This is a genomic window from Pantoea sp. FN0305 (genome assembly GCF_050113845.1).
Lineage (GTDB): Bacteria > Pseudomonadota > Gammaproteobacteria > Enterobacterales > Enterobacteriaceae > Mixta > Mixta alhagi.
In genome coordinates this window covers 52,381-65,546 of record NZ_JBNJSN010000005.1, presented here as the reverse complement: position 1 = coordinate 65,546, position 13,166 = coordinate 52,381, and the positions used below count along the sequence as shown (strand labels likewise).

At 52.6% G+C, this 13,166-nt stretch carries 10 protein-coding genes and 1 pseudogene; 7 read left to right on the top strand and 4 right to left on the bottom strand.

The features are described 5' to 3' along the window. Window positions 1-19 precede the first annotated feature (19 nt). Both ACQE3Y_RS11355 and ACQE3Y_RS11350 read left to right on the top strand, forming a co-directional pair. Window positions 20-409 (top strand): hypothetical protein, encoded by a 390-nt coding sequence (locus ACQE3Y_RS11355; RefSeq protein WP_250649968.1) that lies wholly within the window; start codon window positions 20-22, stop codon window positions 407-409. After that, window positions 402-836, top strand: a complete 435-nt coding sequence (locus ACQE3Y_RS11350; RefSeq protein WP_426972567.1) for a thiol-disulfide oxidoreductase DCC family protein — start codon at window positions 402-404, stop codon at window positions 834-836. The genes ACQE3Y_RS11355 and ACQE3Y_RS11350 overlap by 8 nt, the downstream gene beginning before the upstream one ends. Before the next feature lie 58 nt (window positions 837-894). Here the strand turns inward: ACQE3Y_RS11350 and ahpF are convergent, their stop codons facing one another. Continuing rightward, on the bottom strand, window positions 895-2,463 hold the full coding sequence (gene ahpF / locus ACQE3Y_RS11345; RefSeq protein WP_426981706.1) for an alkyl hydroperoxide reductase subunit F: 1,569 nt from the start codon (window positions 2,461-2,463) through the stop codon (window positions 895-897). 65 nt (window positions 2,464-2,528) lie between these two features. Then, the gene (gene ahpC, locus ACQE3Y_RS11340; RefSeq protein ID WP_085071716.1) at window positions 2,529-3,092 is read right to left on the bottom strand and encodes an alkyl hydroperoxide reductase subunit C; all 564 of its coding nucleotides are present in this window, start codon (window positions 3,090-3,092) and stop codon (window positions 2,529-2,531) included. Between the two features lie 527 nt (window positions 3,093-3,619). Here ahpC and ACQE3Y_RS11335 point away from each other — a divergent pair. After that, window positions 3,620-5,290, top strand: a complete 1,671-nt coding sequence (locus ACQE3Y_RS11335) for a methyl-accepting chemotaxis protein (RefSeq protein WP_426981705.1) — start codon at window positions 3,620-3,622, stop codon at window positions 5,288-5,290. 208 nt (window positions 5,291-5,498) lie between these two features. Then, the gene (locus tag ACQE3Y_RS11330; protein WP_426972571.1) at window positions 5,499-5,963 is read left to right on the top strand and encodes a hypothetical protein; all 465 of its coding nucleotides are present in this window, start codon (window positions 5,499-5,501) and stop codon (window positions 5,961-5,963) included. A gap of 151 nt (window positions 5,964-6,114) precedes the next feature. Here the strand turns inward: ACQE3Y_RS11330 and ACQE3Y_RS11325 are convergent. Then, window positions 6,115-6,429: pseudogene (locus ACQE3Y_RS11325) on the bottom strand (MFS transporter); the annotation flags it as partial. A gap of 639 nt (window positions 6,430-7,068) precedes the next feature. Here ACQE3Y_RS11325 and ACQE3Y_RS11320 point away from each other — a divergent pair. Continuing rightward, window positions 7,069-9,414, top strand: coding sequence for a membrane-bound PQQ-dependent dehydrogenase, glucose/quinate/shikimate family (locus ACQE3Y_RS11320; RefSeq protein ID WP_426981704.1), 2,346 nt, complete (start codon window positions 7,069-7,071; stop codon window positions 9,412-9,414). A gap of 58 nt (window positions 9,415-9,472) precedes the next feature. Here ACQE3Y_RS11320 and ACQE3Y_RS11315 read toward each other — a convergent pair whose 3' ends face one another. Continuing rightward, the gene (locus ACQE3Y_RS11315; RefSeq protein ID WP_426981703.1) at window positions 9,473-10,042 is read right to left on the bottom strand and encodes a flavin reductase family protein; all 570 of its coding nucleotides are present in this window, start codon (window positions 10,040-10,042) and stop codon (window positions 9,473-9,475) included. Window positions 10,043-10,154: 112 nt separating this feature from the next. On the opposite strand from ACQE3Y_RS11315, the gene araJ reads away from it, so the two are divergent. Both araJ and narU read left to right on the top strand, forming a co-directional pair. After that, window positions 10,155-11,333 carry an MFS transporter AraJ gene (gene araJ / locus ACQE3Y_RS11310; RefSeq protein WP_426981702.1) on the top strand — a complete coding sequence of 393 codons (1,179 nt, stop codon included), beginning with the start codon at window positions 10,155-10,157 and terminating at the stop codon, window positions 11,331-11,333. 411 nt (window positions 11,334-11,744) lie between these two features. After that, window positions 11,745-13,127: a nitrate/nitrite transporter NarU gene (narU, locus tag ACQE3Y_RS11305; RefSeq protein WP_426981701.1), complete on the top strand. Its 1,383-nt coding sequence runs from the start codon at window positions 11,745-11,747 to the stop codon at window positions 13,125-13,127. Window positions 13,128-13,166 lie beyond the last annotated feature (39 nt).

The window sequence follows — 13,166 nt, the reverse complement described above, 5'->3', positions numbered from 1 at the left end:
ATGCCATACAGGAGGAGTTATGCCCGATAATCGTAACCAGGACTTAATGCCCTATAACCTTTTCTACTGCGACGGTACCATACTGGCGCAGAATATCGATGGCCACGTTATCGAACTGGGCCAGGCGAACGTACATGATGGGCTGATCGGGTATCAAATTGATGGCAGCGATCTGCATGGCGAAAACTACAGCGCGCCAGAAGAATTACTGGAAGATTTGGGTGAGCAGCTCGATTTCTTGTTTCTTGACGGGCAGTTTACCAGCCTGCCGGACGTGAGCGAACGCTGGCTGGACAGGCTGGAAGATGCGCCGGTACAGCTGATTAGCCTGCATGAGCTGGATAGCGGCACCGAAGATGAAGATCCTGTGTCGATTAGCGATGAGGATCCTGGCATCCGCAATGAGTGATCGCGCCGCACCGCCATTGATTTCACCTGACGAGCAGGTAGTACTGTATGACGGCACCTGCCGGCTCTGTAACGGGTGGGTGAATTTCCTGCTACGCTACGATAAATATCGTACGGTGAGGCTGGCGGCGGTGCAGAGCGAGCAGGGCAAAGCGCTACTGCGCTGGGCAGGGCTCTCTACAGAAAACATCAGTACGATTGTGCTGATTAGGCAGGGGAAAGTTTATCTGCGCGCGGAAGCAATATTTCGTGTCATGGCCGGGCTGCCCTGGCCGTGGCGTATCCTGGCGCTGTTGCGTCTGCTGCCTGCGACCCTCAGCAACCGCTGCTATGATTTGATCGCCAGCAATCGCTACCGTCTCTTTGGGCGCTACGACAATGTCCAGTCTCTCATCGCGGATCATCCGCAACGCTTTCTCGACCGCTGAACTCCGGGCAAAAAAAACGGCATCCGAAGATGCCGCTGCTTTTTTTTGCGGGTGGGCCTTAGCCGACCGGCTGAGTACGGATCAGGTAATCAAACGCGCTCAGTGAGGCTTTTGCGCCTTCGCCGCTGGCGATGATGATCTGCTTGTACGGTACAGTGGTGCAGTCACCGGCAGCAAAGATGCCTTTTACGCTGGTTTCGCATTTTGCGTCGATCATAATTTCGCCCATCTGGTTGCGCTCAATGGTGCCATCCAGCCAGGTGGTGTTCGGCAGCAAACCAATCTGCACGAAAATACCGGCAACGTCCAGCTGATGAACCGTGTCGTTTACGCGGTCTTTGTATTCCAGGCTGGTCAGCTTGCTGCCGTCGCCTTTCACTTCCAGCGTTTGCGCATTAAGAATAATGTCCACGTTCTGCAGGCTGCGTACTTTTTCCTGCAGCACGGCATCCGCTTTCATCGCTGGGGCAAATTCCAGCAGGGTAACGTGTTCAACGATGCCTGCCAGATCGATCGCCGCTTCAACGCCGGAGTTACCGCCGCCAATAACCGCAACGCGTTTGCCTTTGTACAGCGGGCCGTCGCAGTGTGGGCAGTAGGTAACGCCACGGGTGCGGTACTGCTCTTCGCCCGGCACGTTCATGTTACGCCAGCGTGCGCCAGTCGCCACGATAATGCTGCGTGATTTCAGCTCAGCGCCGGAGGCGGTTTTAATGGTATGCAAGCCGCCTTCAACGCTGGCCGGGATCAGCTTGCTGGCGCTCTGGCTGTCGATAACATCGATAGCATATTCGCTTACGTGCGCTTTCAGCGCGCCGGCCAGTTTAGAACCTTCGGTTTTCGGTACGGAGATATAGTTTTCGATATCCACCGTATCCAGCACCTGTCCACCAAAACGTTCGCCCAGCAGAGCAGTACGAATGCCTTTACGCGCTGAGTAAATCGCTGCCGCTGCGCCCGCCGGGCCGCTGCCGACAATCAGCACGTCGTAAGCGTCACGCTTATTCAGCTCTTCCGCCGCGCGTTTATCTGCGTTAACGTCCACTTTGCTGACGATCTCCGCCAGACTCATGCGACCCTGACCAAACTCTTTACCGTTCAGGAACACTGCAGGAACGCCCATCACATTGCGATCCTGGATTTCGCTCTGGAATACGCCGCCGTCGATCGCCGTATGGCTGATGCGCGGATTCAGAATCGCCATCAGGTTCAGCGCCTGTACCACGTCAGGGCAGTTATGGCAGGAAAGCGAGTAATAGGTTTCAAAATGCAGGTCGTCATCCAGCTGGCGGATCTGATCCAGCAGCGCCTGTGTCTCTTTTGACGGATGTCCGCCGGTCTGCAGCAGTGCCAGCACCAGCGAAGTAAATTCGTGACCCAGCGGCGAACCGGCAAAACGCGGGCCGGTAGTGTTGCCTGGGTTAGTAATCAGGAATGAGGGTTTACGCTCCGGCAGGGTGTTGTCTTCACGGAACGTGACTTTTTCAGACAGCTCAGCAATCTCAGTCAGCAACGCTTTGATTTCAGCGGACTTGGCGCTGTCATCCAGCGTCGCGATTAACTCAACAGGCTTGGTTAATTTCTCAAGATAGGCCTTGAGTTGGTTTTTCATCGTGGTGTCGAGCATGAGGGTCTCCAGGCAAAAAATCGGGTGCCGCAGCACCCGATGAAAATATAAAGAGCGAGGCTAACTTAGATTTTGCCAACCAGGTCCAGAGACGGAGCCAGTGTTGCTTCGCCTTCTTTCCATTTTGCAGGGCACACTTCGCCCGGGTGGCTGGCAACGTACTGAGCTGCCTTCACTTTACGCAGCAGGTCAGAGGCGTCACGGCCGATGCCTTCAGCAGTGATCTCTACTGCCTGGATGATACCTTCCGGGTCAACGATGAAGGTACCACGGTCAGCCAGACCCTGATCTTCGCGCATGATGTCGAAGTTACGGGTCAGCGCGCCGGTCGGGTCGCCGATCATCGCGTACTGGATTTTCGCGATGGTTTCAGAGCTGCCGTGCCAGGCTTTGTGCGTGAAGTGGGTATCAGTAGAAACAGAGTAAATGTCTACGCCCATTTTCTGGAATTCTGCGTAGTGGTCAGCCACGTCACCCAGTTCAGTCGGGCAAACGAAGGTGAAGTCAGCCGGGTAAAAGAAGAATACGCTCCATTTACCTTCAACGTCTTTCTCAGTCACTTCGATGAACTCACCGTTTTTGAACGCGCTGTTTTTGAACGGTTTGATTTTGGTGTTAATGATAGACATCAGTTACTCCTTCATATTGGTTAGCGTGAAAGTTACCGAAAAATGTGATTGAGATCTAATGCGTATCCATTATTGAATCAATAAGTAAAACCTAACAACAGCTAAGGCATTACTTATTATGGACAAATTCTGCCCTCAATCCTATGTGCTTCGGTAGCTCAGGCGCTGCAACAGGTTAGCGGCTCTGACAGATAGCCATTACGCTGCGTTTGATTTATACAGGGTTTCCCTGTTTGGGCCAGCAGGGTAACAACACTGCATGACCGGCGTCATCATACGTTGTTCATGACCAGACAATCCAGCCCGATCAAAATGCATAAATAAACCAGGGATCAATAGCCCGTGGTGATCGTCAGATTAACGGATAATCTAACCGGGTTTTGTACTCTCTCGTAACCACCATCTCTTACAGCAACAGGTTACAGCATAATCCGCCTTTTCAACTGCCTGATGATTAAGCAATGATGCTAATGTTACCGGTAAAGTTGCCGATAAATGTGATGTTTATCACTTTATTTGAGGGAGCTATGTCCTTTTTTAGCCGTATTAAAACATCCACCTTTCTGATTTGCTGTATCGCTCTGTTTGGCCTGCTGCAATTCGCTTCCGGCGGACTGTTTCTTAATTCACTCAGCAATGACAAGGAAAATTTCCTTACTGCCACCACGGCCAATGACAAGGTCACTGCGCTGACCAACGCCTGGTATGCGCTGAATGCGGTGCGCTCCGATGCTAACCGTATCGTTATTTGGATCCAGCAGGAAGGCCCAGCCAGCGCAAAAGTGCCGGGGATGATCCAGCATGGACGCCAACAGCTGCAGGAGGCGGAGCGCTGGTATCAGGAATATCAGTCTGGCGCGCCGTTGAAACAGCTTGACCCGCATCTGACTGCTGAACTTAACGCCAGCTATAAAGCTTACTCGACGCTGTTGCAGCAACTCATGGACACGGCGGATACGCACAGCCTGGCCGCAATGTTTGCCATTAATGCCGCGCCGAAACAGCAGGCGATGCTGGAAGATTACGAGCGCTGGCGCAGCGCGGTCAATTATCTGACCAGCCAGGCCGCTGAGGACAGCAGCCAACATTTCCAGCGAATGAAAGTGTTGCTGACAGGCGTGATGCTACTGGTATTAGCCTGCGTTGCGCTTAGCTGGCGTGTGCTGCAGCGCGTGCTGTTGCAGCCGCTCACCGCCGCGCTTAACCATATTAATGCGATTGAACATGGCGATCTCACGCAGCCGGTAAAAATAGATCCGCTGGCGCGTACTGAAATGGGGCGACTGCATAATGGCCTGGCGCGTATGCAACAGGCGCTGGTCAATACCGTCAGCAACGTGCGCAGCGGCTCTGAAACCATTCTTACCGGCGTTAGCGAGATTGCCGCAGGCAATGCCGATCTCTCATCGCGTACGGAACAGCAGGCCGCTTCACTGGAACAGACGGCAGCCAGCATGGAACAGATCACCGCTACCGTAAAACAGAATGCGGATAATGCGCTGCAGGCATCCAAACTGGCGTTATCGGCGTCAGAGACCGCTGAGAAAGGCGGAGATATTGTTGATGGGGTAATCAAGACCATTTACGACCTGGAAGAAAGCGCAAAGAAAATCGCTGAGATCACCGGCGTGATCGAAAGCATCGCCTTCCAGACCAATATCCTGGCATTGAATGCTGCAGTAGAGGCGGCACGCGCCGGAGAAAACGGGCGCGGCTTTGCAGTGGTAGCGGGAGAGGTGCGCAATCTGGCCCAGCGCAGCGCGGCAGCGGCCAAAGATATTAAAGGGCTGATTGATGAGTCCTCTTCACGTGTGGAAAAAGGCACAAAGCTGGCGGTTGCCGCTGAAGAGTCGATGGAAGCCATCGTGGTTGGGGTTAAGCAGGTGCGCGATATTATGGATGAAATTTCCTCTGCTTCTGAAGAGCAAAGCCGTGGCATCAGCCAGGTAGGCATTGCGGTGGTCGAACTGGATCAGGTCACGCAGCAAAACGCCTCGCTGGTTGAAGAGTCATCTTCGGCGGCCAGCCAGCTGGAAGATCAGGCCCGACATCTGAACCAGATGGTAGCGACCTTTCGTCTTGCCACAGGCGTGACGTTGTCACAAGAAGCCGTAAAAAAATCGGTTGTAAAGGTTGCATATTCTGTGCCTGCGCGTCCGAAACAGAATTCCACGACAGAGGGATGGGAAGCGTTCTGACATTAAAAGAATAATTAATTTAAGCCGGCCTTTCATGGCCGGTTTTATTTAATTAATCCACTAATAAAAACATGCCAATTATATACATTCGAAATAAATCCGCGCGCCGCTTTAACGGCCAGTGTCGCTAATTTATATAAACCCCATTGACGACAGATATTTATTGATTATTATTTTCCCCGCCCCGAAACAAAAAAGGAGTTTGTCGGTGAAAAAAATAAATATTGCTTTTATGCTGGCTGTGCTGGCATTTATACCCTTGTCCAGCCAGGTGATTGCGCAGGATAAAATAGCCTCTCAGAATGCATCATTTTCCCGTCCAGAAGTTGCTGAAAAAGTGATGGCCTGGCAGGGCGAAGAGGGCGTTCAGGTCTGGATATTGCGCTACGGTCCGCGCCAGGATAATAAAGCACTGGTACAGATCACAAATATCGATCATCCCTGGAGTCAACGCATTCAGATAATGGATGTGCAAAAGAGTGATAAAAAGATCAGCTATTCACTTACGGTTAATGGTAATCGTTTTGTGGTGTTAAATGTCTTTGGCAGGGATTCAGGCGAACTTTATTTGCCCGATGAGAAGCAGCCTTACCGCATTAACTACAGCGAATCACTTTCATCCTATGGCAATGCACAGCATTTCCTGACCGATTACCTTAACCAGAAAAAATAATATCCCGGTGCGATAAAACAGAAACAGAGCAGGTATTCTTCCCATTCATGGTGGAACGAGTGCCTGCTTTTTCTGTGCTGACGCGCGGGTCTGTGCGGCGCGGTTAATTAAGAGGTGGTTACCCGGCTAACGGGCACTGGCTCCCGCCCAGTCATAACCAGCTTTTTTCTGGTTGCAGCAGCGACATTTCCAGCATACTGGCGAAAACAATCAGCGCGGTAGCGGTAAAGATCGCGTTATAACCCTGATATTGCGCCAGCCCACCGCTTAGCATGGGCGAAATGATCGATGCCAGGTTTGCTATTGCCAGCGTAATGCCGCTATAAGCGCCCACGCTGGCGTGCGGCGTAACGTCAATCACCACTGACCAGTAGACATTATTGACCAACGCATTCAGCGTATTGCCCAGCGTCATCATCAAAATAACTGTACTGGCGGAGGGCATCCACGGGATCGCCAGAAAACAGCTGCCAATCAGCAGCAGCAAATAACTAATTCGCCCACCAGCGCCATTCCCATCTCGCCTGCCCTGGCGATGGTAATTTCCAGTATCGACCAGAGGCCCCCCGCCACGATCCAGATCTTTTTAGTGCAGAAGCGGTCAGCCAAAAAGGGGCGCAGTCAGGGCGCAGATTACTCGCCAGCGCCAAACAGCCGGGGCGTACCAGGGAGGATGTGTAAAATCATAGAGGTTGTTCATTGTAAGAAGAGGGATGGTGCCATTCGCAGGGATGCGCACACTATTGCGGCAATTGATTAATTGCCTGCATCTCTCGCTTTCCCGCAGCCGTTTTATCAGGCAAAAAAACCTTCCTTATCAGAGAGCCCGCCCGCTGAAAGCCAACTTTTTTAGCATTACGTGGCAATTCTTTTCTATGCTTTACAGCCTGTCTTATTATTTTCGCTAATTTATTAATTTCAATGTATGGCTGGAAGCGGCAGGCGCAAGCGAGATCGATCTTTCACCGGGAAAATCATTAAATGCTCTTAACAGATAAGATTTTGTGGGATTTTAATGCCTGTGCTTCAAAGTTAAAATTGTGTTGATTTGATGTAATGTTTTTTAGTTTTACTTTCAATTTTTGTAAATTGTTATGAGGGAAACATGATTAACAAAATTACCGGGATAGTTATCGCCCTGATCGGCATAGCTATGCTTTATATGGGCGGCAGGCTGTTACTGCTTGGGGGAAGCCCATTTTACGCAGTCATGGCCATCGGGCTATTGATTATCGCCATTACCCTGGCGATGAATAAGAAAATCGCCTTAACCGCCTGTGCCGTTTTATTGTGGATTACGTTGTTCTGGATTATTTATGAGGTGGGCTTCGATAAATGGCAGTGGATCCCGCGTGGCGATGTCCTCGGCCTGATCGGTGTCTGGCTGGCGATGCCGTGGGTGGTACGTCCGCTGACCGGACGTAAGTTTCATCCGTTCCTGGGGTCTACGCTGATTATTATTATCGCGGTGGTAATTGGCCTGATGTTCTACGATCCGCTGCCGCAGGAAGGTAAAATTACCAATGCCCGCCAGCCCAGCAGTGCCGCCGTCGCACACGATGACTGGGTCGCTTACGGTGGCACTAACAACGGCCTGCGCTTTTCAGCTCTGAACCAGATTAATAAGCAAAACGTGAATAATCTGGAGGTTGCCTGGACTTATCACACCGGCGATCTGCGTCAAAGCGATGATGCCAGCGAATATACCTTTGAAGCGACGCCGCTCAAGGCAAATAACACGCTCTATTTCTGTACGCCGCATAATGAAATCCATGCGCTGGTGCCGGAAACCGGCAAGCTGAAATGGAAATATGTGCCGCAAAAGAATCGCTCTTATCTGCAGCAGCACCAGACCTGCCGTGGCGTTAGCTACTATGAAGCCAGCGCCGCTCAGCCGCAGGGTAATGCGCCGGCAATCTGCCGCAAGCGTATCTTTAATGCTACCACCGATGCCAAACTGGTGGCGCTGGATGCGGATACCGGCAAGCGATGCGCCGATTTCGGCCAGGACGGCATTGTGGATCTGCGCGCCAATATGGGCGAAATCCGTCCGCATGCGCTGATGCAGACCGCCGCACCGCTGGTAGCGGGCAATCTGGTGATTGTTGGCGGCTCGGTCATGGATAACGGTTTTGATAAGGGCAACCCATCTGGCGTGATTCGTGCCTATGATGTGCAGAGTGGTCGCCTGGTATGGAATTTCGATCCTGCCAACCCAACGCAAACCCAGCCGATTGCCGCTAACCAAAACTATCCTTACGATACGCCGATCGCCTGGGGTACTCTGAGCGCCGATCTGCATAACGGCCTGGTTTATGTGCCGTTTGGCAATGCCTCGCCGGATGAGCTGGGTATCGAGCGCGATGCCAACAGCAATACCGAGAAGTTCCGCGATGCGCTGGTGGCGCTGGATCTGCAGACCGGCACCTTTAAATGGCGTTTCCAGAGCTCTAACCACGACCTGTGGGATCGCGATAACCCGTCGCAGCCGTCACTGCTTGATATCGATTATCAGGGTAGCAAACAGCCGGTGGTGATCCTGCCGACCAAAACCGGCAACCTTTTTGTTCTTAATCGTCTGACCGGCGAGCCGGTTTATCCCGTCAGGCAGGTACCGGTTTCGACCGATGGCGTTGACGGTGAGAAATTTGCCGCGACCCAGCCGGTTTCCAGCCTGAACTTCCTGCCGGAGCCGCTGACTGAAAAATCGATGTGGGGCATTACGCCGTTCGATCAGATGGCCTGCCGTATCGATTTTAAATCGCTGCGCTATGACGGTAATCCCTGGACGCCTTCTACCGAGCAGGGTTCTATCATATTCCCGGGTAATATCGGCGTGTTTAACTGGGGTTCCGTGGCGGTTGATCCAGAGCGACAGATCCTGATCGCTTCGCCGGTGCGCCTGGCTTATAAATATACGCTGATCAAGCGTACGCCGGAAACGGCTACGAAACGTATGTTCACTCAGGATGGACAGCCTTACTGGAATGAGAACTTCCACGGCGACTATGCCATTCATATTCAGCAGCTGGCTTCCGATCTGGGCATTCCTTGTATCGCCCCGCCGTGGGGACGTATGGTTGGCGTGGATCTGAAAACCGGTAAAACCGAATGGCTGCGCCGCGTGGGCACCACGAAAAACCTCAACACCAGCTTCCTGCCGGGGCGTTTCCCGATCGGTTTCCCGATGGGAATGGTGGCGCATGGCGGTCCGCTGGTGACGGCAGGCGATGTGGTATTCCACGGCGCGACGGCGGATAACTTCTTCCGCGCCTATGATATCAATACTGGCGAACTGCTGTGGCAGACCGAGCTGAGCGCTGGCGCGCAGGCTACGCCGTCGACCTGGCAGGGCAGCGATGGCAAACAGTATGTGGTGATCGCCGCAGGCGGCCACGGTTCGCTGGGTACCAAAGCCGGAGACAGCGTAGTGGCGTTCCGCCTGAAATAACTAACGCGAAGCAAAAGTAAAAAGCGCCTGCAAGGGCGCTTTTTTTATGGCTGAAAGATCAGAGCGGCTTTGCCTGTATCAGCGGCCCGCTGGTAACAAAGCTTCCGGCGCCTAAATGATGCAGCGTATGATGCTCAGGATGTTCGGCTGAGAACTGCCAGCGGCCCTGGTTAAAAATACGCGTATCGGCGGCGGCAGCGACCACTTCTCCAAATAAGGTATCGTACTGCTGCTGCGCCTGGGTTTCCGGCAGCAGTCGGCATTCCAGCCAGGCGGCACAGCCCTGTTCGATCACCGGCAGGCCGAGCTCGGGTCCACGCTTAGCCTCAATATTGTAGTGTTCAAACTTATTCTTATCGCGTCCGGAAACGCTGCCAACCGCCCAGGTTAAATCAGCAATGGCAGCGGTAGGTACGCAGATAGCAAATGCCTGGTTCTGCTCAATGATTTCTCGCGACCAGGTGCCTTTATCCACCACAATAGCAATACGCGCCGGGACAAACTCAACCGGCGTTGACCAGGCCGCGGCCATAACATTACGTCTGCCGGAGGCAGCATCGAAGCTGGTGATCCCGTGATTAAGCAGACGGCTGGCATGGTTAAGCGCTACGGGCTGAAAATATGACATCCTTTACCTTAAGATTTTTTATTAGCAGGTTTATTAATAACATCACGAGAATAGTGAATGCTCTGTTAACTCCATTCGTGACACCATAAAAAAAAGCTCGAGGGTTAGCAGTATGAACAAAGTGATTATTTCCCTGGCGCTGGGAACATTCGGACTCGGCATGGCCGAATTCGGAATTATGGGCATACTGACCGAACTGGCTCGTGATATAGACATCCCGGTATCTTCCGCAGGTCATATGATCTCATTTTATGCGCTCGGCGTGGTTATCGGCGCGCCGGTGATTGCCGTTATCTCCCATAAGTTCTCGTTGAAAACGATTCTGCTATTTTTGGCGGCGCTGTGCATTACTGGCAACGCTATCTTCACCTTTTCCTCTTCCTATACCATGCTGATTATTGCTCGCCTGATTTCCGGCTTTCCGCACGGCGCATTCTTTGGCGTCGGCGCGATTATCCTGACCCGGGTAATAAGGCCGGGTAAAGTGACCGCAGCGGTAGCAGGCATGGTATCCGGAATGACGCTGGCGAACCTGATTGGCATTCCGCTGGGCACATTGCTGAGCCATGAATTTAGCTGGCGATCAACTTTCCTGCTGATCTCTGTTTTTAATATCGCGGTAATCACTTCTATTGTTTTTTGGATACCTGATATTTCTGATAACGCGCCAACCAAACTCAGCGAACAGTTCCACTTCCTGAAATCAGCCGCGCCGTGGCTGATTTTTCTGGCTACCCTGTGCAGCAACGCCGGGGTATTTGCCTGGTTCAGCTACATCAAGCCGGTGATGATCTACGTCTCTGGCTTTTCCGACCAGGTGATGCCGCTGATTATGATGCTGGCAGGGCTGGGCATGGTACTGGGCAATATAGTAAGCGGGAGGTTATCCAGCCGATTTTCGCCGCTGCGCATTGCAGCGATAACGAACTTCACGATTGCCGTCGCGTTAACGTTAACTCTGTTTTTCGCTTATCAGAATATCGCCTCGCTCAGCCTGGCGTTTATTATCTGCGCCGGACTGTTTGCGCTCTCTGCGCCGTTGCAAATTCTTCTGCTACAAAATGCCAAAGGCGGTGAGATGCTGGGCGCGGCGGGCGGGCAAATCGCGTTTAACCTTGGTAGCGCCCTAGGCGCCTTCTGCGGCGGAGCCATGCTTACCACCCATTTTCCCTATAACTATGTGGCTCTGCCCGCCGCGCTGCTGTCGTTATCGGCCATGCTGTCGCTGCTTCTCTACCGGCGTTTAAAATCCCGTCCGGTATTTTGTTCTGGAGCGAAAGTTACAGGCTAAAAATGTGACATTGTTCAAGTAAACAACAGCGGCAGGGCCACGCTAAGTTGTTAGTCAGTTCCCTGTCAATCCACAATTATATGCAGTGCGTTCGTGGGAAATAAGCCATTGCTACCCCCTATAAAATCCCTTCATTTTTCAAGGAAATGGTCAGCGCGGTAAACCGGCCCGCTGCGTACCATTCCTTTTTCCTTATGCCCAAAGCGGGGCGATTAATTCTTTAGAGGTAGACAAGAGTCTCATTTTTAGTTTCTTGTTTTAACTACGTAAATTTTACCTTCATGCCTGATTATTACCCTAATCATAATTACTGATTGATTATTGATCACTCTAAATAACCCGACTACGCTTACGGGGATTTGTCGCTTTGCTTCAGTCCGCCTTCATTGATTCTTACCATGGAACGTGAATATGGCCACACATGAGAAATCGACGCATGCCGCGCTGTGCGGCTGGGATGCCGAAAATCCGCGCTACTGGGAGAAAACCGGCAAAAAAATCGCGCAACGTAATTTATGGACATCTGTTTTTGCTTTGCTGTTAGCCTTCTGCGTCTGGATGCTGTTCAGCGCCGTAGCGGTAAACCTTAATAAAGTTGGCTTTCATTTCACGACCGATCAGCTGTTTCTGCTTACCGCGCTGCCTTCACTTTCCGGAGCGATTCTGCGCGTACCTTACTCCTTTGCAGTGCCGCTGTTTGGTGGTCGGCAGTGGACGGTGATCAGCACCGCCATTCTGATTATTCCCTGCGCCTGGCTGGGTTTCGCCATACAAAATCCTGACACCTCTTACGGCGTATTTATTGTAATCTCGCTGCTGTGCGGCTTTGCCGGGGCGAATTTCGCCTCCAGCATGGGCAATATCAGTTTTTTCTTTCCCCGGGCACGTCAGGGCAGCGCGCTGGGCATTAACGGCGGGCTGGGCAATTTGGGCGTCAGCGTGATGCAGCTGCTGACGCCTGTGGTGATCTCGCTACCGATTTTTACCTTTCTGGGCGTTCATGGCGTAGAGCAGCCGGACGGCAGCCGTTTGTGGCTGGCTAATGCCGCGTGGCTGTGGGTGCCGCTGCTGATGATCGCGGTACTGGCCGCCTGGTTCTGTATGGATACGCTGGCAGGCACGCAGGCGTCGCTACGCGAGCAGCTTACGGTACTGAAGCGCGGCCATATGTGGCTGCTGAGCCTGCTCTATCTGGCAACCTTTGGCTCTTTTATCGGCTTTTCAGCGGGTTTTGGCATGCTGGCAAAAACGCAGTTTCCCGATGTCGATATCCTGAAACTGGCCTTTTTTGGGCCATTTTTAGGCGCGCTGGCGCGTTCGGCTGGGGGCATTATCTCCGATAAGCTCGGCGGCATTCGCGTCACGCTGGTGAACTTTATGCTGATGGCTCTGTTTACGCTGCTGCTGTTTTCGACGCTGCCAGGACACGGCACCGGCAGTTTTACTGCCTTTTACGCCGTGTTTATGGGTCTGTTTCTCACCGCTGGCCTGGGCAGCGGCTCAACCTTTCAGATGATCGCCGTGATTTTCCGCACCCTGACGCGCAAACGCGTGCTGGCGGCTGGCGGCACTGAAGCGCAGGCGCAACATGTGGCGGTGACCGAGACCGCCGCTGCGCTGGGTTTTATCTCCGCCATCGGCGCTATCGGCGGTTTCTTTATTCCAAAAGCCTTCGGCACATCGCTGGCGATGACCGGCTCGCCGGTCGGAGCGATGAAAGTTTTCCTGGTCTTCTACGTTGTCTGCACATTGGTGACCTGGCTGGTTTACGGGCGCCGCTTTACTAAAGACTAAGCACGGCATCTTCTTCGATCTGTTTTTCAGGTTATGTAA